This window comes from Lysinibacillus zambalensis, assembly GCF_040183165.1.
Lineage (GTDB): Bacteria > Bacillota > Bacilli > Bacillales_A > Planococcaceae > Lysinibacillus > Lysinibacillus zambalensis.
Genome location: NZ_JBEGDG010000041.1, coordinates 1 through 22,007 on the forward strand (window position 1 = coordinate 1; position 22,007 = coordinate 22,007).

Sequence of the window (22,007 nt, forward strand, 5' to 3'; positions counted from 1 at the left end):
AGCTACAAATGTTTTATCTGTGCGAAAGCGTAGCGACAGCTACAAATGTTTTATCTGTGCGAAAGCGTAGCGACAGCTACAAATGTTTTATCTGTGCGAAAGCGTAGCGACAGCAACAAATGTTTTATCTGTGCGAAAGCGTAGCGACAGCAACAACAAAGCACCCATCCGAAACGGAAATCAACCCCACACACACTATGGTAATAATCAAAAAAACTATGCACAGCTTTATGCATAGTCGCTAAAATTCTCTAATTGTTGTATCTAAACGATTGGCAACTTGTTTTAATTCCTCGGATGATTCTCCAATGGTTTCTATGATTTCTGCCAATTCTGTTATTTTCAGTCCGACGTTTTGGAAGTTTGAGATAGAACCGTTTACTGAACAGGATATGGCATCAAACGCTTTTAAAGATTCTGAGTTTTGCTCAATACTATCGTTCACCAGCTCTTGGATCTCATGAATAGCTTGAACAACATGGTTTGTAATGCCATTCGACATCGTAATAAGGTCCCCAATTTGTTCAACCGAACTTTTCGTCTGGTCTGCAAGCTTACGAACTTCACTCGCCACGACAGCAAAACCTTTTCCGTGCTCCCCTGCACGTGCAGCCTCAATAGCTGAATTTAACGCAAGTAAATTTGTTTGATCAGAAATCCTTTTCACTATTTCAATAACAGCATTAATTTTAGAGGAAGAGTGATTTAATCGCTCCACCATAGCCGACATTTCAACTGTTTTATGATGAATCTCCCCTGTTTGCTCATTGATTCGAACTATTTTAGAATAACCTTCAGACGATACCTTTTGCATTGTTTTTGCCTCGTCTATACTGTCCTTTAAGTATTCATTCACTTCCTTAGCGTTATCAACAAGTTCGGTCACTGTTTCATTCGTGCTATGAGATTGAGTATCTAGCTGCGTAGATATTCCACCTATAACTTCCTTCACATGTACTCGAACGGTATCCTGTTGCTGTTCCAATAATGTGTTAGCATAATGATCATATTCCTCTAAGACAATCTGTTGTTCAAAGTTACATACTTTACTAATCGCCTCACAAAACTTTTCTTCTTCATCCCTCGTTAATTGAAGCGTATATACAATCTTTCTTAACAATTTTTCAAGGTTTTGAAAGGCTGCTAAATACCACTTAGGATACAAGTTAATCTTTACATGCATTTTTGCGACCCGTCTTCTCTTCTCCAAAAATGCATCGTCTATACACCCTTCGAACATTTCTATAATATGAAGGCGTAATGTTTGGCGTAAACGCTCACTAGAACTGTACTTTTCAATAACTTCACATAAGTCTGGCACACTTTCAATTGCCTGATAAAATGCGGCTACCACCTCTGTGACATTCTGTTCAACATATGGCTTTAAACTTCTAATTAATCGCAAATCTTCTTTCGTCAAATTTACTAGATTTAACTGTTGTAAACGTTCCTGATCTTGAATAATAACTCCTATACTTGATTCGTCACTAATCTCAATTGAATTTTTCTTAGGCTTACTTCCAATATGAAACAACTTCTACACCCCATCGCACCTATATCTATTCTACTAATAACAAATAATTCTAAAATCAATTATACTGTCTAGACAACTGAAATGACAATAAATAGGTAAAAAATATCTATTTTTGTAAAAAGCATTAATCTATCCTCCTTACAAACAATACTTAATAACCATACTATTTTTCTTAGAACAGAATAAAATCGCTAAAAAAAGCCACTCCTTCTTTAATAGAAGAGTGACTTTATTCATTACATAAAGATAATAACAGCTAGTACAGCAGCTAATACTAAACGATAAATAGCAAATGGCATTAATTTCACTTTTGAAATAAGCGCTAAGAAGAATTTAATAGATAGTAACGCAAAGATAAATGAGCTAATGAAGCCCACTACATAGAATCCGATATAATCCATAGATAGCGTATCCCAGTTTTTCAGTACAGATACTAGACTAGCACCAGCCATAATCGGTACGGCCATAATGAAAGTAAAATCTGCCGCCACACGGTGACTCATTCCAAATAGAACACCACCCGATATTGTTGCACCCGAACGAGAGAACCCTGGCCAAAGTGATAAACATTGTACTAACCCTACTTTAAATGCTAAACCATAAGAGATTTTATCTAGAGAATCAACGCTTGGTTTTTTCGTTGCAAATTTATCTGCAATAATCATTAAAATGGCCCCAGCTACTAAAGCATAAATAACATGCTCCACTTTAAATAAATGATCATCGATAAAATCTTTAGCCGCAAAGCCAATTATAGTTGCTGGCAACATACCCACAATAACATGTGCTAAATTGAAGTGACCTTTCACTGAGTTCGATTGGCCTTCAATTTTATATAGTCCCACTAAATTTAACATTCGTTTCCACATAACAACGATTACGGCTAAAATAGAGCCTAGCTGTACAACGATTTTAAATGTATTGGCGGGATACATCCCTAAAAACTCCTCTGTCTTTAACCACATATCGTCCACAATAATCATATGACCTGTCGACGACACTGGTGCAAACTCTGTCATTCCCTCGACAAAGCCTAAAATAAGCGCCTTTAATAATTCAATGATATCCACATTGTCACCTTACCTTTTGTTAATTAAATACAAACATATTATAAAATACACTATGAGCTCATTACCATAACGTGGGGTTGATTTCTGAGTGTCCAGTTCACCTTCTAACGAAAGTTTATATCTACAACCCATAGTTCGGAGCGGCTGCCTAGTCGCATTGGAGGACCCCAAAAACCAAAACCTGATGAAACAAGTGTATGCATTTTCTCCCTCAACTTATAACCATAATCAAGCTCAAATACACGAGCAGTAATATACTGATTAGGCCATAGTTGACCTTTATGTGTATGACCTGACATATGGAAGTCTACGCCTAGTTTTGCAGGCGTACTTAAATCATTCGGGGTATGATTCATGACAAACCAAGGTAAGTCATCAGTTGTCTTCAATGCATCTAGTTGTTTTCTATCCTTGTTTGTAATATCTTCTTGACCCGTTAATACTAACACATTATCGATTCTAATAGTTTCATCACACAAAATTTTTACATTTGCGTTTTCCATCTCATCAATAAACTCAGGAATTTTCTTGCCATAATACTCGTGATTGCCAAGTACACCATACACGCCATATGTAGATGATAATTGCTTCATCACATCTGCCATTCCCTCTTTAACAAACCATTTAGGATCATCATCCACAATATCTCCAGCTAAAAAGACGATATCCGGCTTTGCTTCATTCGATAAAGTAACAAAGCGCTGTAAATGACTTTTATTTGATAGAACTCCTAAATGAAAATCTGATGCAACTACAACCCTCATCGATTCTAATTCACTACTCTTTTTATCCATCGTTATGTCTAAATGACGGACAACAGGTGAATACGCTAAATAAGTGCCCACAACACCTAGTACAAACAATATAGCAATCGCTATACTACCAACTATCTTTACACTGTTAAAGGGACTTAGCCAAATAATCAAGTGTGCTACTAAGCAAAGCAATAATCCATATTCAAAAATAAACATCCAGTAATTACTGATGATTGAAAACACTCGTAAAGACTCATGCAATCTGCTAATGATAATACTAAACGCAATGATATACAGCACTAACCAATATAAAATTGGATAGCGGAACCATCCCATCGCCACAAGCCACTGTTTTAATCCCCACCCTAAGTAAAAAGTTAGTGCACTATATATACTTATTAAAAGAATTCCACCAATTACTTTAGGCATAATTTAGTTCCCTACTTTCATATAATCTTAGTTGATTATAGCATTCTCTTCTAGAAAGTAAGGATAAAGGGCAACTATCAATATAGCAAGTGTACATCTTCTATATAATTTAATCGTATGATTTACATGACAATCTAATAAGGAAAGTGACAATATTGTCATCTAGGAAACTTAAACAGCTATAAATAATACACTTTAATTTTTCTGAATATTTAGGTAACATTGTAGTTGCAAGATGAAATTTATGCATGTACGAGCAAAAAAGGGGAGTTGTTCATATGACAAAATATAAATTCGAATCCACAGAGCATGAGCTATTTCGTAAAACTTTACGTAAGTTTTTAGCAGAGGAAGCCGAGCCACATTATCCACAATGGGAAAAAGATCATCTTATTCCACTTGAGTTTTGGCGAAAACTTGGGGAAATGGGCTATCTATGTCCTCAAGTAGAAGAGCAATATGGCGGTCTCGGGCTCGATTTTAGTTTTGGCGTTATTATTCAAGAAGAGTTAGAGCGTGTAGGTTCAAGCCTTATCGGCGTTGGTCTGCATAACGATATCGTCGTGCCCTATATCGAAGCATACGGCTCAAATGAGCAAAAATCACGCTGGCTACCAAAATGCGTTACAGGCGAAAATATTACAGCTATTGCTATGACAGAGCCAGGTACAGGTTCAGATTTGGCAAACATCCAAACAACTGCCGTTCGGGATGGCGATCACTATATCGTTAACGGGCAAAAAACATTTATTACAAATGGTATTCATACAAATTTAGCAGTCGTTGCTGTAAAAACAAATCCTCAGGCAGAAAAAAAACATCGCGGCATTAGCCTCCTTGTCATTGAGGATGGGACACCAGGCTTCACGAAAGGTCGCAAGCTCGAAAAAGTTGGCATGCACGCCCAAGACACAGCCGAGCTATATTTCGAGGATTGTCGCGTCCCTGTAGAGAATCTCCTTGGTGAAGAAGGTAAAGGATTTATCTATATGATGGAAAAGCTACAACAAGAGCGATTAGCAGTTGCCATCGCCGCACAAACGGCCGCTGAGGACATGCTTGCTTTAACAATTGATTATGTAAAATCACGTGAAGCTTTCGGAAAATCAATTAGCGACTTCCAAAATACGCAATTCAAAATAGCCGAAATGGCAACAAAAATTGAACTCGGCAAATCATTTTTAGAATCTTTAATAGAAGAACATATCGCAGGAAATGACGTTGTAACAAAAGTTTCAATGGCAAAATACTGGATAACGGAAAATGCCCGTGAGCTCGCTGTCCAATGTATGCAGTTACACGGTGGCTACGGTTACATGGAAGAATACAAGATTGCTAGAAGATATCGAGACATTCCCGTCATGTCCATCTATGCAGGTACCAACGAAGTTATGAAAGTAATTATTGCTAAGAATTTAGGGTTATAACTGTGTGATTGGTGTGTGTATGTGGCTCTTCGGCAGTGGGGCTGGTTTTCGTTTAAACTGGGGCGTCCGGTGAGCCGCTTCGCTTTGATAATATAAAACTCCGGCATAAATGGTGTGTAGGTTGAAAGTGTAGTGCTAAAGAATTGGCAAAATTTAAAGCGACGAGCTGGGGCGACGGATAGATGGGGCGTAACGACGGATGAATGCTCCGAAGCGATGGAACGAAAAGCCGGAGTGACGGATAGAAACGTCAATTCCATGGATAGAACACCCAAAAACGTGGATAGAAACGTCAATTCCATGGATAGCTCCTTAAAGCGACAATGATAAGCCTTAACGACGGATGTATCTATCCTAGCGACGGTATAATACACCTTATCGACGGATATATCCGCTCTAGCGACGGAACTTAGTGCCTTATCGACGGATAGTAGTCAAAGCGACGGTATAATACACCTTATCGACCGATGTATCCGCCCTAGCGACGGAACTTAGTGCCTTATCGACGGATATATCCGCCCCAGCGACGGAACTTAGTGCCTTATCGACGGATAAAACCGTCATAACAAAAACAGCGGCAAAATGATTGCCGCTGTTTTTTGGTTTATGCTGCTGGAATTCGAACGATAACCTTAAATAAATCTCCATCTACTTCTATACTCATGCGAGCACCATGCAAATCTACAATGGATTGTGCGATGGCTAGGCCTAGTCCTGAGCCTTCTGTATGGCGTGAGGCATCCGCTCGCTTAAAGCGTTCGAATAACTCATCGGCATTCTCGCTAATTTCGTATTTTGCAACATTTTTCACCGTGAATTCAGCATCACCTTCTGCTGTACGTTTTAATGTTACATAAACTCTTGTGCCTTCTAATGCATATTTCAATACATTAACGATTAAATTATCGATTAGTCTCCACCATTTTTGCCCATCCACATACGCGTAGATTGGCTCATGTGGTTTTGTCATGCGTAAATCTAAATGCGCCTGAGCTAAATCTTCCTCATGCTCCCCTACCGCCTGCTGTACAAGCTGGGTTAAATCGACTCGACTGCGATGAAGCTCCATATTACCACTCGCCATTTTAGATACTTCAAAAAGATCTTCAATCAGTAATTTTAGACGTTCTGATTTTTTATCAAGGATATGAATGTATTGCTTACGTTCTTCCTCTGTAATATCAGGATTTTTCAGTAAATCTGTATACGTAATAATGGATGTTAGCGGCGTGCGTAAGTCGTGACTAACATTCGTAATAAGCTCTGATTTTAAACGCTCACTTTTTGCCTGCTCATGCATAGATGTGCGTACGCCTTCTCTTAAATGATTAAGATTTTCTGCATGCCCCGCGAGTGGTGATTTGCCCATTACCTTGACATCGCGATTTAAACGCCCTTCTGCCATATCTTTTGTGTCCTTCATAATTCTGTTTAAATAGCCCATTCTCGAAAGGAAAAGAATCATGGCTGGAATACCGATCATTGCACAGATGCCTAATACTAGAAAAGGGAATCCATCGCCACTTAGCAAAAATGCAACAAGACTTCCACCACCAAAAAATGCTGCCCCTATCATCACAATGGTATGTAATGCAATGGAACGATTTAAAAATAAATCTGTAATGGATTCACCTAGAGACCATAAATAACTAGCTTTTAAATTCTCCTCTAATTTCTGTACTGTATTCACTCGATCATACAACCAAATTAGCTGTACAAAGAACAGCATAGCAACAATGAATAAAATACCAATTTTCAGCAACATATCCGTTACATAGCTTATATAATTCTCTGGATCCATATAACCTACAATCGATCGATAAGCAATTTGAGTTGCTATCAAATATACAAATGCGCTTATTATTAATAATCCGATTGGGTAATCAATTCTCATCTTTGCCAAAGCTTCTTTTCCCTTTAAAGCTTGTATCATCGGCAGTACTTCTTTGCGTCCTTTCCATGCAAAAATAGCTGCCACAATACTCGTTAACCATATAAAGAAGAAAATGTATTGATGGGTTATAAAATTGTTATATCCCACCATGATTTGTTCTGCTTGGGCTGATTTTTTTGAGATGGATATTATGCCAGTGTAATCAAAGGTTTCACTAAGATCCTCTGTATCCATGACAGTATCAGTTTGATAAAAAATCGCGTTTAAATAACCACTACTAATATTTGAAGTCGTTAATGGATGTTGGTCCGTATACTTTATTTTGAAAGCACTACTGTCTGAAACATTACCCGAGGTAAATGTTTGACCTGAGTCAATGTTCGTTAATTCATAAGACCAGTGATTATTAGTCTTCACAAAACTCTTTGCTTCTTCTTGTACAGCATTTATATATTTATCAACAAGCGCTTCCTTTTGAGTGAGAATTTTTTTGCGGACATGCTCATCATCCCCAAAATTAGTTGTAATATCTTTAATTTTGGCTTCTCGCTCTTTTTCAAGCTTTGTTTTTAAATCCGTTGCATTGACATTAGCAGCTTCTTGAATGCGCGCCTCATATTGGGCTTTAATATTACCTATCTGTTCTCCTAATGTTCCATAGCGATTACGGTGTTCCTCGATTTCGCTTTGTGTCACCACAATTTTACTTTTTAAATCTTCAGCTGTTGGTACATTTAACACTAATGGTCCTAATTCCGACTGGAAATTATCAAGTTGAGGTTGTAAATTTTCAGATTGAAAATAAGACTTTCCAATATATCGATACCCCACTTTTGAGAACGTGACAATACCGAATATCACCCAGATTAAACATATAAGAGCGAGAAGAGGTTTCCAATTCTTCACCATATTTTTAACTCCTCTCTAAAAAATTCTCTCGAGCAATTGTAACATCCCCGGAGAGTGGGCAGTTACTATCTGATACGCATACACGCCAAAATAAATAAGTCCAATAACCCCTGCTACAAACCCTGCAATTGTAACATACTGCTCTACTTTATTTTTCCATTTTATAGCCAACGCCCCACACCACCTTTAAATAACGTGGATTTTTCGGATCTGCTTCGATTTTTTCACGTATTTTTCGAATGTGTACAGCCACAATATTTTCTGCATTGTACGCTTCCTCATTCCATACACGTTCATAAATCTCTCCTATCGAAAATACACGTCCTGCATTTTTCATTAGTAATTCCGTAATTTTATATTCGATTGGCGTTAATCGAACAGGTTCGCCTTCTAAATTGACTTCCTTTGCATCTTCATCTAATACAAGACCGTCGATTTCCACCTTTGCCGCTCCTTCATTGTACGTCCCCAGTTGTACATAACGTCGCAGTTGAGATTTCACACGAGCCAATAGCTCTAACGGATGAAAAGGCTTTGTAACGTAATCATCTGCGCCTACAGATAGACCATGAATTTTGTCGCCATCCTCTGCCTTTGCACTAAGCATAATAATTGGAATATTGCGCTCTTCCCTAATTTTAAACGTCGCTGTAATTCCATCCATATTCGGCATCATAATATCTAAAATAATTAAATGTACTTCATTGTTTTCTAATTTTTCAATTGCCTCTAAGCCGTCAGCAGCTTTAATGACATTGTAGCCTTCATTTTTTAAATAGATTTCAATACCATCACGAATATCTTGATCATCGTCTGTAACAAGAACTGTTAGTTTCGTCATGATATACACCTCGCTCTCAATAAATAGTGTACCTTTTAAATCTTAAAAACCAGTTATTATAAAAATGAAGAAATTCTTAAGATTTTAATGAATCTCATTACCAAACGTGTGAGTTGTTTTCCGTTCCGGTTGGGGCGTTTGATTAGTCGCTTGGATCAACTAAGGTTGTCCCCCAATAAAAAATAATAGTTGTACCTGTTAGACGAATTAATTAGAAAAAAAGACATTGTTAATACTAGTCCCCACAGCCCATTAACATTAATAATACAGATTTATCAAAAAGTAAACAATTACCATTTTCCTTTTTCTTTCATTTATTAACCTACAGTAGGCTTTCTTTTAACGGAAGGTTATAATATAAACAACAAAAGGAGCGAAATTATGTATAAAACAATTGAAGAAACAGCCATCGACCTTAGTATGCCAGAGGATCAAATACTTCGCTTAGTTTACGAGGGCCGTATTCGTTCAGTATACGATGGGGACCAAATACTGATTAATAGCGGGCAGTTTAGTACTTATTTTGAGCAGCTAGATCGTATTAAAGAGGAAATTGAAATTTGGCGGAATACTCCTATTCCAGAGGATATTGATGTTAAAGATGAGGATTAAAAAAATGCCTATCATTCAAACAAGTTGAGCATTGTTGAATGATAGGCATATCTATTATATTGTTACGACAAACCCGGCTCTTTTACCGATAATTTCGGCATAATCTTCTACCATTACACTAGCTGTTGGGTACATACCTGCTCCAGGTCCTACTAGCGTTAAAGTGCCAATATAATTTGTATCTAATGCCACAGCATTATTGACGTCATCAACGGGGTAAAGTGGATGTTCTTTATCTACTAATTGCGGGCCAACCTTTGCGACCACTTTACCATCCGCTAGTTTCTCAACCTCTGCAACGTGGCGGTAACGCAAGCCTTTTTCGCATGCTTCTTTTACTTCCTCTGCCGAAATACTATCAATACCTACTACTTCGACGTCAGCCCAGTCTGGTTGTTCACCAAATGCTAAAGCACTTAAAATCATTAATTTTTTAAAGGCGTCCTGCCCAGAAATATCATTATATGGATCTGCCTCTGCATAGCCTAAATTTTGCGCCTCTTTTAAAGCAGTTTCGAACGACCAGCCTTGTGAACGCATTTTCGTTAAAATATAGTTGGATGTCCCATTTAAAACACCTTGAATACGACTAACATCATTGACAAGCAAAATGTTTTTCATCGTTTTAATAACTGGTACACCACCAGCGGTTGTTGCCTCAAAGCCCACAAATACACCGTTTGCTTTTGCAAGGTCCTGTAGCTCTATGCCTCGCTTTGCAAACATTACTTTATTAGCTGTGATAACATGACATTTATGTTCAACAGCGCGCTTTAAGTAAGTAAATGCTGGCTCCTCATTCACGATTGCCTCAAAAACAACCTGCATACCTGGTTCAGCTAAAACTTCATCCATACTAGTTGTCATTAAATGTGCTGTCCCTGGTACGCGTTCACGGCTGGCGTCTGTCACTAAAATTTTTGCTACTTCTAGCTCAATGCCTAATTTATTTTTAAGCTCTTCACGCTTTTCGTTTAATATATGGTAAATTCCTTGACCTACCGTTCCAAATCCTAATATAGCTGCCTTTATAGTTGCCATTTCTGTTATTCCCTCCAACTTACATTCCGCAGTTTCATTATATTTATTTCGTTTCAGCTTAATTCGTACAGATTTTGAATTGTTCGCTGACTTTACAAAGCAGGTCAGTTTGCCGTGTTTAACACTTCGTCTCAGACAGATATTTAGTCATTGTGTTTCACTCTCACTACAAAAATATTCTGAATGAAGATACAGTCTGTGAAACACACAAATTCAAATAATTCAAAATTTAACTTATTGAAAATTGTATCGTAAATACATACATTTCACAAGAAAAATCTTTCTAGGATGGACATTTGTTTCTCCTAGAAGTGCAAAGGAAATCGTTTTCATTCCTTTTATTATATGATTTTTCACTTGATCTATAAAATATTGAAGAAATATTGACGATTCTTATAAAAAATAAGGATCATCACAATTGTGTGGGGTTGATTTCTTGAGGGGCGCCCAACCTCCACTCCAATCAACTTATACATGTTATTAATATTAACAAATGTCATCCAAGCTTTTGTAATGAGCCAAAAATAATTGTCTTTCTTCTATTATATTTATGTAAATACATTTATAAAAATTGTTCTTTTGAAATATATTAATAAAAATTTTTTCAATTATAATAGTATATCTTCCAACATCTAATTAAAAAGCTCATTCCCTGTAGCAGCAGAGAATGAGCATAATTATATGAGGGATTTAACTAGCTTTTGCTAGTAATTTATAACGATATTGTGTTAACGCTTGTTGCACCAGTCTTATTTCCTCTAGCGTAAAATTTGGTATTGCATACGTACGTTCAACTAATTGGAACGTGCCGTATTTTAAGTAATACTCTGTTGCTGGTAGAGAGATATGACTTGCTCCATAGCCTTCATAAGCTTCAAAAACTTCTTTTACTGTATAGCCTTCTTCTTTGACATAAACAATTTCCTTAAAAGCTGAATGTCCGAAGTTCTCTTGCCATTTACTCTCAACTGATGCAAGTATGTTTTGAATGGACATGTTGTTCACAAAAACATGACCTTCATTTAACTCATAAATAAGATAAGATGCAATGTTTTGCGCACTATACACATTTCCCATTTAAAACACTCCTTTATCATCAGTATTGGTAGATAAGAGTAGTTACTGACTTAGCAACTACTCCGCTTCATATATTTCAAAAGTGGGGGAGCACTTATGAAAACTAAATGTCGAACGCTTTTCTTATTTCCTAGTATAAAACAAGGAATTAAACAAGTCAACAATACTTATCAAATTACTTGGTATTATTTTTAAAGATTTTCAGTTACCTTTACCGAATGAGGCAAGCGGATGATGTAGCAACGTTTTACGCATTACCAAATGAGGCCTATCGAATGGGAAAATACGTAAACGCTACAACATTAGTCAATGTCTTTTAGTATTTAGGCTTCTACTTGTTGCTGGATAGCTGTTACTTGTTCAATAGCTTGTTCTAAATCTGCAATAATGTCCTCTACTGCCTCTAAACCGATGGATAAGCGAATGAGCGACTCGGTTACGCCAGTTTGGATTAGCTCCTCAGCTGATAGTTGCTGATGTGTAGTAGATGCTGGATGGATAATTAATGATTTCGCATCCCCTACATTTGCTACGTGCGAGAATAATTTCACACTATCGATTAATTTACGCCCTGCTTCACGCCCACCTTTAATACCAAATGTAAGCACGGATCCGAAGCCATTTCTCAAATACTTTTTAGCTAACTCATAAGTAGGGAAATCTTCTAAGCCATTGTAATTTACATATTCCACAGATGGGTGGTTTCGTAAATATTCAGCTACCGCTAATGCATTTTCATTGTGTTTAGGAATACGCAAATGAAGCGTTTCTAAACCTTGTAATAAATTAAATGCTGCATCTGCACTTAATGTTGGTCCAAAGTCGCGTAGTAATTGCACTCGCAGTTTTGTGGCAAATGCAGCCGCTGCTGTGTCAATACCATAACGCAAACCGTGATAAGAATCATCTGGCTCTGTAAAGCCTGGGAAGCGTCCACGAGTCCAATCAAACTTCCCTGCATCTACAACAACGCCACCTAAAGTTGTACCATGGCCGCCAATCCATTTTGTTGCGGAATGAACAACGATATCTGCACCGAAATCAATTGGTGTAGAGCCATATGGTGAAGCAAATGTGCTATCAATAATTAATGGTAAGCCGTTTTCATGTGCTACATTCGCTACTGCTTCGATGTCTAGCACTTTTAAACTTGGGTTACCGTAAATTTCAGCGAACACCGCTTTTGTTTTATCTGTAATAGCTGCTCGGAAATTTTCTGGATTTGTTTCGTCTACAAAAATTGTTTTAATACCGTAGTTTGGTAGTGTGTTGGCGAATAAATTATAAGTACCTCCGTACAAAGAGCTACCTGCAACAATTTCATCACCTGCCCCTGCTAGATTTAAAATTGAAAATGCAATAGCTGCTGCACCAGATGAAAGTGCTACCGCTGCTGTACCGCCTTCTAATAAAGCGACGCGTTTTTCAAAAACATCTACAGTTGGGTTTGTAATTCGTGTGTAAATATTGCCAGCTTCCTCTAAGGCAAAAAGACGTTGCGCATGAGCAGTGTCTTTAAAAACAAATGCCGTTGAGCGATATACGGGTACTGTACGAGATCCTGTTACCGGGTCTGGCTCTTGGCCACCGTGTAACAGCAATGTTTCTGGTTTAAAATTTGTCATTGTATACCTCCATATGGTTATTTTTTTACGATGGCACCGGAGATGAGGAGGATTTTTTAAGTAGAAAACAAAAACCCTCTTCAGCTAAGAAGAGGGTTGCGGTTGCAAGTTTTCCTCCCCTTATCTGCCAGATCCAAGTAAGAATCTGTAGGAATTAGCACCTTAGCAAGCTCGTCACTTACTGGTTGCCGGGCATCATAGGGCCTATCCCTCCGCCGCTCTTGATAAGAGTATGTGATTCAATTTCCATCGTTGTTACAAAGTATAAACATAGACATTTTCTCTGTCAACACTAAAATTTTATTTTTTCCGAAACTTCTGTCTGCTTTTTTACGTATTACGAACGCATACATTATTTTAGTGTTACATAGTTCATCACTAAAAGTTTCGGAATGAAATTTGTTAAAATGTATCCCCTTTTCATAAGTTGATTGGAGTGAAGACTGGGCGACTCCTTGGGGATTACAATCGAGGAACGAAGTCGTAGCGGCAGCACCAAAAGCGGCTCATCGGACGCCCCCAGGAAGCTTTGCTCTGCGCGAAAGCGAAGCGTCAGCGGCAAAGCGCCCAGTCGGAACGGAAATCAACCACACGTTTTGGTGATAAGCCTATTATTTAGAAAGGAGGACTTTAATGTTAAAAGCCATTATCATTTTTCTTCTTGTTGGTTATTTGATTGGCTGCATTCATGGCTCTAAAGTTGCTCAGTTTTTATCTGGGGTAGATTTAAAAAAGACTGGTTTTGGTAATGCAGGTGCCTCTAATGCCACGCTTTCCCTTGGATGGAAATACGGCATATTAGTCGGACTTATCGATATCGGTAAAGGTGTTGCAGCTATAATCGGTGCACATGTCTATCTTGCTGATATAACACAATTAACTGAAGTACAAGTTTGGATCTTTATCTATATCGTAGCAGCCGGTGTCATTCTAGGTCATAATTTCCCATTTTATATGGGCTTCAATGGCGGCAAAGGAACTGCTTCAATTATTGGGATATTACTCGCGATTGATTGGAAAGTTGGCTTATTTGCACTCATTTTATTTGTTATTTTTTCTTTCGTGACGAGCTTTTTAATTGTCGGTGTACTTGAATTTTATCTCGTTTTTTGTACAGCCACATATTTATGGATTCCTGGGGTCGGCCCAACGTTTATAGCCTTATTTCTTTTTAGTATAGCCATCATTTTGCATATCGAAAATATTAAACGATTGATGCTAGGAACTGAGCCTAAAGTTACCTCTGCATTCAAGAAGAAAAACTAATATCTTTTGGATATTTTTGTCTTTTCTATGACCGCGGATTTTCTCGTAACTGCCCATTATCGCTATAACTAGAGCGCATTTGAACACACTAGCTTTTTTTACAATAAATAGACAATTTACTTTCTTAATAAAGCATTTTACTAGTCGATGTTATAGAAAATGCTAGAAAGGATGAGAAAGTATGTCTACTTCTGAACAAGCAAAACCGAAACGTAATTTGAAGCCACTCTGGATTGCATTAGCGTTCGCATCCCTAATCATCATAACTTTTTTACCGAACAACGGCGATTTACCTGTAGCTGGACAACGGGCTTTGGCTATTTTAGCTTTCGCGGTCATCCTATGGGTTACAGAAGCAGTGTCCTATCCCGTTAGCTCTGCCATGATTATTGCTCTAGTTACAGTTTTACTAGGATTAGCTCCGTCAATGGAAGATCCAACGAGAGAGCTAGGAACATCAGATGCATTAAAATTAGCATTAAGCGGATTTAGTAATTCAGCAGTTGCACTAGTAGCTGCAGCTCTTTTCTTAGCGGCAGCCATGCAAATTACCAATTTACATAAACGTCTTGCACTATGGATTCTTTCACTAGTAGGGACAAAAACGAAAGCCATTGTCTTCGGTGCTATTTTAGTATCTATTGCACTCGCATTCTTCGTCCCTTCTGCTACTGCACGTGCAGGCGCAGTTGTACCAATTCTACTCGGAATGGTAGCGGCATTTGGTTTACCACGCGATAGTCGACTTGCTGCTTTACTTGTCATTACCTCTGTGCAAGCTGTCTCCATTTGGAATATCGGTATTAAAACGGCAGCAGCTCAAAATATGGTCGCTTTAAATTTCATTAAAGAACAATTTGGTGTGGATATTTCATGGGGTGCTTGGTTGCTTTACGCGGCTCCCTTCTCCATCATCATGTCAGTAGCTCTATTTTTCATTATGATTACACTAATTAAGCCTGAAACAAGCAATATCGAAGGTGGCCGAGAAGTAATCAAAAAACAACTTGCGGAACTTGGCCCACTAAAAGCTCCCGAAATTCGATTAATCATAACATCTGTCGTTTTACTATTTTTCTGGGCTGCTGAGGGCAAACTCCACCCATTCGATACGACAACGGTCACAATCGTTGCAATTGCCATTTTATTAATGCCCAAAATCGGGGTCTATACGTGGAAACAAGTTGAACCGCATATTCCTTGGGGTACAATTATCGTCTTTGCAGTAGGAATTATGTTAGGAACAGTCTTGCTTAATACTAAAGGTGCATCTTGGTTATCTGATAAAGTATTCGGTTCACTCGGTTTAGATTCTATGCCAATTCTTGCAACCATTGCCCTTGTCACTTTATTCAATATTCTTATTCACTTAGGCTTTGCGAGCGCAACAAGCTTAGCATCTGCGCTTATACCAGTATTTATCGTTTTAGCTTCAACATTAACGACTAATGTCGATCAGGTTGGTTTCGTTATCGTGCAACAATTCGTTATTAGCTTCGGCTTCCTCTTACCTATTAGTGCACCACAAAATATGCTTGCATATGGTACAGGAGCCTTTACAACAAAGGATTTCTTAAAGTCTGGTATTCCATTAACGATCATCGGATACATCCTAGTTCTTTTATTCTCCGCAACATACTGGAAATGGATTGGATTATTGTAAGAAGCAGCTAGGGTTTTCTTTGGACACCTGATCACTTTACGGGGTTACCTGATCACTTTACGGGGCTACCTGATCACTTTACGGGGACACCCGATCACTTAACAGGGCTACCTGATCACTTTCCCGGCTTGCCTGATCACTTACCGGGGTTACCTGATCACTTACAGGGGACACCCGATCACTTTACGGGGATACCCGATCACTTTACAACCTTACCTGATCACTTTACGGGGATACCCGATCACTTTACAGCCTTACCTGATCACTTTACGGGGATACCCGATCACTTTACAGGCCTACCCGATCACTTAACAGGGCTACCTGATCACTTTACGGGCTTAACCGATCACTTCGTAGAGCTACCTAAACTTTCGGGACAACATTATTAACAATGAAAAGCCTTGAAGGAACAAATAAACTGTCCTTCAAGGCTTTTTCAATTTATTATTTCGATAAAGCTGGGTTCTTCATCGTGCCATTTTTTGCGTAATTCACATGCCATGAGAGCGCTTTTTCTAAAACATGTGGCGTATGATGTCCACCTGTTGCTTCATTGGCATCATTAAAATACTTCCATAGCTGCTCACGATACTCCGGGTGTGCACAGTTATCGATAATGAGTCCAACCCTCTCTCTTGGAGCAAGCCCACGTAAGTCTGCTACTCCCTGCTCTGTTACGATGACGTCTACATCATGCTCTGTATGGTCTACATGCGACACCATTGGAACGATACTAGAAATATTTCCGCCTTTTGCATAAGATTTTGTGACAAAAATACCTAATCTTGCATTACGCGCAAAGTCTCCAGAACCGCCGATTCCATTCATCATTTTTGTACCAGAAACATGTGTAGAATTCACATTCCCGTAAATATCTACTTCTAATGCCGTATTAACAGAAATCAACCCGAGTCGGCGAATAATTTCTGGTTGGTTAGAAATCTCTTGCGGACGTAATACTAGTTTATCTGTATATTTTTCAAAATTACCATAAACTCTATTTCCAACTTCCTCGGAAAGTGTAATTGAAGTAGCAGATGCGAAGTTTACCTTTCCGGCATCAATTAATTCGAATACCGCGTCTTGCAATACTTCTGAATATACTTCTAAGTTCTCAAACTCAGAATCTTTAAAACCTAATAAAACGGCATTTGCTACTGAGCCTACTCCCGATTGAATAGGCCTTAAGCTTGTTGTTAAACGCCCTACTTTAATTTCTTCACGTAGGAAATTTAATAAATGATTAGCCATAATATCTGTCTCTTCATCCGCAGGGACAATTGTTGATGGCGCATCTAAAATATCTGAAATTACAATGCCTTTTACTTTATTTAAATCTAGTGGTATACCAATTGTGCCAAGCCGATCAGATACATTTTGCAATGGAATTGGATCACGTTGCCCCTGTAGTCCTGGTACAAAAATATCATGAACACCTTCTAATTCATCAAGCTGAGCTACGTTCAACTCAATAATTATTTGGTCTGCCTCTTGCACAAAAATCGGAGAGTTACCAACTGAAGTTGTAGGAATTAGTAAGCCGTCTTCTGTAATAGCAGCTGCTTCAATAATCGCAAAGTCAATGGGACCGATAATACCTTGACGTACTAGCTCCGCATTATGAGATAGATGCGCATCAACGAATGTGATGTCACCACTGTTGATTTTGTTACGAATGCCGGCATCTGCTTGGAAAGGTCCACGTTTACGAATAACGCCAGCTTCTGCTAAGTATTGGTCGACTTCTGGGCCTAGTGATGCACCTGTATATACATCTACCTTGAAGTTCTCCTTTTTAGCTTTTTCCACAAGCGCAAGCGGTACCACTTTAACGTCACCAGCACGAGTAAATCCACTCATCCCAAGTACCATACCATCCTTAATCCAAGACGCTGCTTCATCTGCTGATACTACCTTGCTCCGTAGCTGTTCATTACGAAGCTTTTTCGCCAACTTTTCTTCCATCCCCTATTCCTCCATCCGACTTTATTTTGTTCAACTAGATTATCCGGTTTACTCATTTTGGTATAGTCATCCATTTATTAGAAATCCAACCAAATGAACCGCCCACACATAATTTTAAACTATTTAGAATTTTTAATCTATAACTAACAAAATATTTTATTTTACGAGAAATTTTATGCATCTGCAAATTATTTAAAAATAATTTCAACATGAAAAAAATTCGATTTTGACGAAAAAGCGTGATATGCTCTTGATATATAAAAGGGAAAAGGGGATTTTTTTGATGGTTAAAGAATTATTACGCAACCACTCTTCGGTTCGTATTTATGATGGAAATCCGATTTCGAAGGAAATTATTGAAGAATTAATTGCTACTGCACAAATGGCTGCTACATCACATTTTGTACAAGCTTATAGTGTTATTTGGGTCACTGATGAGGAGAAAAAAGAAAAACTAGCGTTATTCTCTGGTAATCCTCGTCAATACGAAACTTCAGGCGGTGCCTTTGTCTTTTGTGTAGATTTCAAACGTCTTCAATCAGCAGGAAAATTAGAAGGTGTAGACATCGTCGCTGATTCCGCAGAAAATGTACTTGTTGGAGTGGCCGATGTATCATTATTCGCGCAAAACTTCGTTGTTGCTGCAGAATCTATGGGATATGGAATTTGTTACATCGGAGGAGTGCGTAATAAGCTAGAGGAAATAAGCGAATTATTCAATCTACCTGACTATGTTTTCCCACTATTCGGCTTAACAATCGGGGTTCCTGCCCGTCGCAATGAAGTAAAACCTCGTTTACCTGTTGCAGCAGTATTACATGAAAATGAATACAATACAGAAAAATATGAGGAGCTTTTACCAGCGTACAACGACACAATGGAAGCATACTATAATAATCGCTCATCCAATCGAAAAATTGATAACTGGACAAAGCAAATGGCTGATTTCTTAATCGAACAGCGCCGTCCTCATATTAAAGATTTCTTAGCGGAAAAGGGTTTTAATTGGAAATAACTTCATCAACAAGCTATGTGGAGTTACTATCGTATTGATAGTAACTCCACTTCTTTTATATTCTTTTCTTTGGCTTCTAAACTAAACGATAGGTTAAAGGGATTAAATCCATTAACTTTTAGACGTTTTTTATGATTATGGTATCTCCTTGTAGCTCAATTCTTTATTAGGCATTTATGTTAATATGACTATAAAGATTGTGAAGAACGACGCAGAAAGTTAGGATTTCCTGTATACAAAGAACTTTTAATATAAATAAATCGAAGGGAACTTGAATTATGATTAGATTATTTTTAGAATTAATTCGGATAATTGTAATTTTCTTAGTTCTGGGTAGTATGATGGGAGCTTTGGTGAAATTAATCTATGCGAATTTAGGGATAAATGTAGATAATACCAATGGTGGCTGGTTAGTTGGTATTTCAATTTTTATTTTATTTTTTGTGTTATATAGAAATAAATTTCAATTTTCCGGATTTTATAAAGGGCCAGGAAAAGAAAAGCTTCCAAAAGAAGTTAGTAATTCTCTAATTTTATGTTCGATTCTAATGCTATTTATAGCTCCGTTCTTCAACTAAGGTTGTGCTTTAATTGGACAAGCTACAAAAGCCTTTGGAGATATACAGTGGTATGTCACATCCGTATGAACAATTTTAAGGCACACCCCTATGGAAAGCTATTAATAAAGGAGTAGATGGCCTTGCAGAGAATACATAGTCGGTTGATAAATGAGTCAGTAGAGAAAGATAAGTGAATGTGCTTGTTGGACTAACGTGTGTGTTAATTAAAGGTCATTGAGTTGCATATGCAGCTCTTTTTTTCTTAATTGAACTAACGGTACAGGTTCGGTCCATAATATGGAATAATGAAATTTGTCATTATTTTAATGTGTAGTAGACCTAATAACTACATTTTTTCCTCCTATTTACTTGGAATGAATTTTTTTATTTTTTAAACAAAGAGGAGAGTCAATATGGAAATAGTATATTTTGCAGGTGGATGTTTATGGGGAGTACAAGCTTTTATAAAAACTTTACCTGGAGTTAAGTTTACGGAAGCAGGAAGGGCTAATGGAACAAGTCATACACTTGAGGGTGATTATGATGGGTACGCAGAATGTGTAAAAACAGGATTTGATCCTACAGTTGTAACATTCAGGGAGTTAATGGGATATTTTTTTGAAATCATTGACCCATACAGTTTGAATAAACAAGGACAGGATGTTGGCGTGAAATACAGAACAGGAGTATATAGTGAAAAGCCTGAACACTTAAAAGAGGCGAAGGCGTTTCTTAGTGAGAGAAATGATTACAACCTTATAGTTGTTGAAGTATTACCTCTTATAAACTATATGAGAAGTGCAGAAGAACATCAAGATAGGTTAGCTAGATGTCCAGATGATTATTGTCATATTCCAGAACAAATATTAAATAGGTATAAGTAAGGGAGATTATTAAAAGATAGTTTATGGGATTTAATCATTTTCAACGATTGGGCGCGATTGTTTAATAAGCGTCACTGTTCTTCTTAAATTAACCGTGGCTTTACTTAAAGATGGAATTCCATAGAGCTTCCATCTTTTTCTTCTTCAACTAAAGGAGCAGTTAGTTGAAGAAGACAACCCTGTACTATTTATATAAAATTAAAATAAAAACGAATTGGGGATAACGACTTGGAACTTGAATATTTTAGATTTAATGAAAAACCAATTAAAGCAATCGAACTTATGAAGCTTTATAAAGATGCAGGTTGGTGGGAGGAAAGAAAAGAACAAGATATTGAAGAAATGTTAAAAAGGGAAATTTCAATTGGTGTATGGAAAGATGGTACTCTTATTGGGTTTGCAAGGGCTGTAACGGACGGGAATTTTAGGGCTTATATAGAAGACGTTGTTATACATCAAGCATTTCAAAAGTCAGGCATTGGAAAGAATCTTGTATCAAAATTGTTAGACGAACTATCTCATATTGATGTTATTAGCTTGTTTTGTGAAGAACATTTAATTCCTTTTTACAAAAAAAACAACTTTAAATACAGTAAATCACAATTTGTATTACATAGAAAATGATAACATCTTATAAAGCTAACGGGGGCTTTACTTCAATAAGGAGTAGAGCCTTTTTCTACTTAAGCTAACGGGCCAGTTTAGCTCAATAAATAGTAAGAAATTTCGTAGGTTTCAAATGGTAAAATTAATTAAAATTGGAATCAATACTTATTTCGTTCGTTCTTATAGTAAGTACAGAAATTAAAGAGGAGGTGGTAAACATTGCTCAGTAAAAAAGGGATATTATCAACATTATTTTCAGTGGTAGGACTTATTTGTGTTGCATGTTTTTATTACTTTCAACTTAATACTGCTTGGCTATTCTTCGTTGGAGTTATTATGTTCGTCATAGGAGTAATATTTAGTGTTCAGAGCTTTAAAAAAAGGGAAAAAGGATTTTGGAAGTATTCTCCTATTATTGTTTTTGGGATTTATGTCATTGGCGTTTCATTGTCAATCTTACTACTTGTGTTTATGGGCGAAAGTTGAACTACTCTCATGGAGTCTTCTGTCGGAAAATGATAAAAGGTTATATTATTTTTAAAGTTTTCCTCTTAAACTAACGGGTGACTTGTAAAATTAATAAATAAACTTTTTTCAAAACCAACAGATCTTCAGGTCCTACACCTTTGTCAACTAGCGCTCAACTAAATTTTTCATTTTTTAACTTAATAGTTGGAAGAAATCAGTATTGTTAGGGTAGTTAACAAACTAAAAAAACGCAAAAAAAAGCCGAGGAATAAATCCTCGACTTTTCTAAGTGCCTAGCGACGTCCTACTCTCACAGGGGGAAGCCCCCAACTACCATCGGCGCTAAAGAGCTTAACTTCCGTGTTC

At 37.5% G+C, this 22,007-nt stretch carries 20 protein-coding genes, 1 rRNA gene and 1 riboswitch; of the genes, 10 read left to right on the top strand and 11 right to left on the bottom strand.

Translation table 11 applies throughout. The features are described from left to right. Positions 1-241: 241 nt before the first annotated feature. The 3 genes from ABNX05_RS25490 to ABNX05_RS25500 all read right to left on the bottom strand — a co-directional run bounded on the left by ABNX05_RS25490 (position 242) and on the right by ABNX05_RS25500 (position 3,788). On the bottom strand, positions 242-1,534 hold the full coding sequence (locus tag ABNX05_RS25490; RefSeq protein WP_349662247.1) for a protoglobin domain-containing protein: 1,293 nt from the start codon (positions 1,532-1,534) through the stop codon (positions 242-244). Between the two features lie 236 nt (positions 1,535-1,770). After that, positions 1,771-2,604 carry an undecaprenyl-diphosphate phosphatase gene (locus tag ABNX05_RS25495; RefSeq protein WP_349662248.1) on the bottom strand — a complete coding sequence of 278 codons (834 nt, stop codon included), beginning with the start codon at positions 2,602-2,604 and terminating at the stop codon, positions 1,771-1,773. 104 nt (positions 2,605-2,708) lie between these two features. Next, positions 2,709-3,788 (bottom strand): metallophosphoesterase, encoded by a 1,080-nt coding sequence (locus tag ABNX05_RS25500; RefSeq protein ID WP_349662249.1) that lies wholly within the window; start codon positions 3,786-3,788, stop codon positions 2,709-2,711. Between the two features lie 278 nt (positions 3,789-4,066). Between ABNX05_RS25500 and ABNX05_RS25505 the strand changes: the two genes are divergently transcribed. Together ABNX05_RS25505 and ABNX05_RS25510 are read left to right on the top strand one after the other, a co-directional pair. Further along, positions 4,067-5,215, top strand: a complete 1,149-nt coding sequence (locus ABNX05_RS25505) for an acyl-CoA dehydrogenase family protein (RefSeq protein ID WP_197142842.1) — start codon at positions 4,067-4,069, stop codon at positions 5,213-5,215. Positions 5,216-5,347: 132 nt separating this feature from the next. After that, positions 5,348-5,542: a hypothetical protein gene (locus tag ABNX05_RS25510; RefSeq protein WP_349662250.1), complete on the top strand. Its 195-nt coding sequence runs from the start codon at positions 5,348-5,350 to the stop codon at positions 5,540-5,542. A gap of 277 nt (positions 5,543-5,819) precedes the next feature. Here ABNX05_RS25510 and ABNX05_RS25515 read toward each other — a convergent pair whose 3' ends face one another. The 3 genes from ABNX05_RS25515 to ABNX05_RS25525 are packed head-to-tail and all read right to left on the bottom strand — an operon-like array spanning position 5,820 to position 8,859. Then, complete coding sequence (locus tag ABNX05_RS25515) at positions 5,820-8,018, bottom strand: sensor histidine kinase (RefSeq protein WP_349662251.1); 2,199 nt, start codon at positions 8,016-8,018, stop codon at positions 5,820-5,822. A 15-nt stretch (positions 8,019-8,033) separates the two neighbouring features. After that, positions 8,034-8,189 (bottom strand): hypothetical protein, encoded by a 156-nt coding sequence (locus ABNX05_RS25520; protein WP_170939071.1) that lies wholly within the window; start codon positions 8,187-8,189, stop codon positions 8,034-8,036. Next, on the bottom strand, positions 8,167-8,859 hold the full coding sequence (locus tag ABNX05_RS25525; RefSeq protein WP_079564002.1) for a response regulator transcription factor: 693 nt from the start codon (positions 8,857-8,859) through the stop codon (positions 8,167-8,169). The genes ABNX05_RS25520 and ABNX05_RS25525 overlap by 23 nt, the downstream gene beginning before the upstream one ends. A 381-nt stretch (positions 8,860-9,240) precedes the next feature. Here ABNX05_RS25525 and ABNX05_RS25530 point away from each other — a divergent pair, with 381 nt between their 5' ends. After that, the gene (locus ABNX05_RS25530) at positions 9,241-9,471 is read left to right on the top strand and encodes a MerR family transcriptional regulator (protein ID WP_323650927.1); all 231 of its coding nucleotides are present in this window, start codon (positions 9,241-9,243) and stop codon (positions 9,469-9,471) included. Between the two features lie 54 nt (positions 9,472-9,525). On the opposite strand, the gene ABNX05_RS25535 is transcribed toward ABNX05_RS25530, so the two are convergent. The 3 genes from ABNX05_RS25535 to ABNX05_RS25545 form a co-directional block, all read right to left on the bottom strand. After that, the gene (locus ABNX05_RS25535) at positions 9,526-10,512 is read right to left on the bottom strand and encodes a homoserine dehydrogenase (RefSeq protein ID WP_349662252.1); all 987 of its coding nucleotides are present in this window, start codon (positions 10,510-10,512) and stop codon (positions 9,526-9,528) included. Positions 10,513-11,202: 690 nt separating this feature from the next. Next, positions 11,203-11,589: a hypothetical protein gene (locus tag ABNX05_RS25540; RefSeq protein ID WP_349662253.1), complete on the bottom strand. Its 387-nt coding sequence runs from the start codon at positions 11,587-11,589 to the stop codon at positions 11,203-11,205. Between the two features lie 323 nt (positions 11,590-11,912). Next, positions 11,913-13,214, bottom strand: a complete 1,302-nt coding sequence (locus ABNX05_RS25545) for an O-acetylhomoserine aminocarboxypropyltransferase/cysteine synthase family protein (RefSeq protein WP_349662254.1) — start codon at positions 13,212-13,214, stop codon at positions 11,913-11,915. Positions 13,215-13,331: 117 nt separating this feature from the next. Further along, a riboswitch (SAM riboswitch) is annotated at positions 13,332-13,445 on the bottom strand. 402 nt (positions 13,446-13,847) lie between these two features. Here ABNX05_RS25545 and ABNX05_RS25550 point away from each other — a divergent pair. Together ABNX05_RS25550 and ABNX05_RS25555 are read left to right on the top strand one after the other, a co-directional pair. Continuing rightward, entirely contained in the window at positions 13,848-14,480 is a 633-nt protein-coding gene (locus ABNX05_RS25550; protein WP_349662255.1) for a glycerol-3-phosphate acyltransferase, read from the top strand. Between the two features lie 181 nt (positions 14,481-14,661). Next, complete coding sequence (locus tag ABNX05_RS25555) at positions 14,662-16,143, top strand: DASS family sodium-coupled anion symporter (RefSeq protein WP_349662256.1); 1,482 nt, start codon at positions 14,662-14,664, stop codon at positions 16,141-16,143. A gap of 444 nt (positions 16,144-16,587) precedes the next feature. Here ABNX05_RS25555 and scpC read toward each other — a convergent pair whose 3' ends face one another. Continuing rightward, complete coding sequence (gene scpC, locus ABNX05_RS25560) at positions 16,588-18,108, bottom strand: succinyl-CoA:acetate CoA-transferase ScpC (RefSeq protein WP_349662257.1); 1,521 nt, start codon at positions 18,106-18,108, stop codon at positions 16,588-16,590. A 283-nt stretch (positions 18,109-18,391) separates the two neighbouring features. Here scpC and chrR point away from each other — a divergent pair, with 283 nt between their 5' ends. From chrR to ABNX05_RS25585, 5 genes are all read left to right on the top strand, one after another. Beyond that, positions 18,392-19,123, top strand: a complete 732-nt coding sequence (gene chrR, locus ABNX05_RS25565) for a class II chromate reductase ChrR (protein WP_349662258.1) — start codon at positions 18,392-18,394, stop codon at positions 19,121-19,123. 278 nt (positions 19,124-19,401) lie between these two features. Next, positions 19,402-19,701, top strand: a complete 300-nt coding sequence (locus ABNX05_RS25570) for a hypothetical protein (protein ID WP_349662259.1) — start codon at positions 19,402-19,404, stop codon at positions 19,699-19,701. Between the two features lie 395 nt (positions 19,702-20,096). Continuing rightward, the gene (locus tag ABNX05_RS25575; protein ID WP_349662260.1) at positions 20,097-20,567 is read left to right on the top strand and encodes a peptide-methionine (S)-S-oxide reductase; all 471 of its coding nucleotides are present in this window, start codon (positions 20,097-20,099) and stop codon (positions 20,565-20,567) included. Between the two features lie 282 nt (positions 20,568-20,849). Continuing rightward, positions 20,850-21,191 (top strand): GNAT family N-acetyltransferase, encoded by a 342-nt coding sequence (locus ABNX05_RS25580; RefSeq protein ID WP_349662262.1) that lies wholly within the window; start codon positions 20,850-20,852, stop codon positions 21,189-21,191. A gap of 201 nt (positions 21,192-21,392) precedes the next feature. Further along, the gene (locus ABNX05_RS25585; protein WP_349662261.1) at positions 21,393-21,659 is read left to right on the top strand and encodes a hypothetical protein; all 267 of its coding nucleotides are present in this window, start codon (positions 21,393-21,395) and stop codon (positions 21,657-21,659) included. A gap of 273 nt (positions 21,660-21,932) precedes the next feature. On the opposite strand, the gene rrf is transcribed toward ABNX05_RS25585, so the two are convergent. Next, positions 21,933-22,007: ribosomal RNA gene (gene rrf, locus ABNX05_RS26495) — 5S ribosomal RNA — on the bottom strand; the annotation flags it as partial.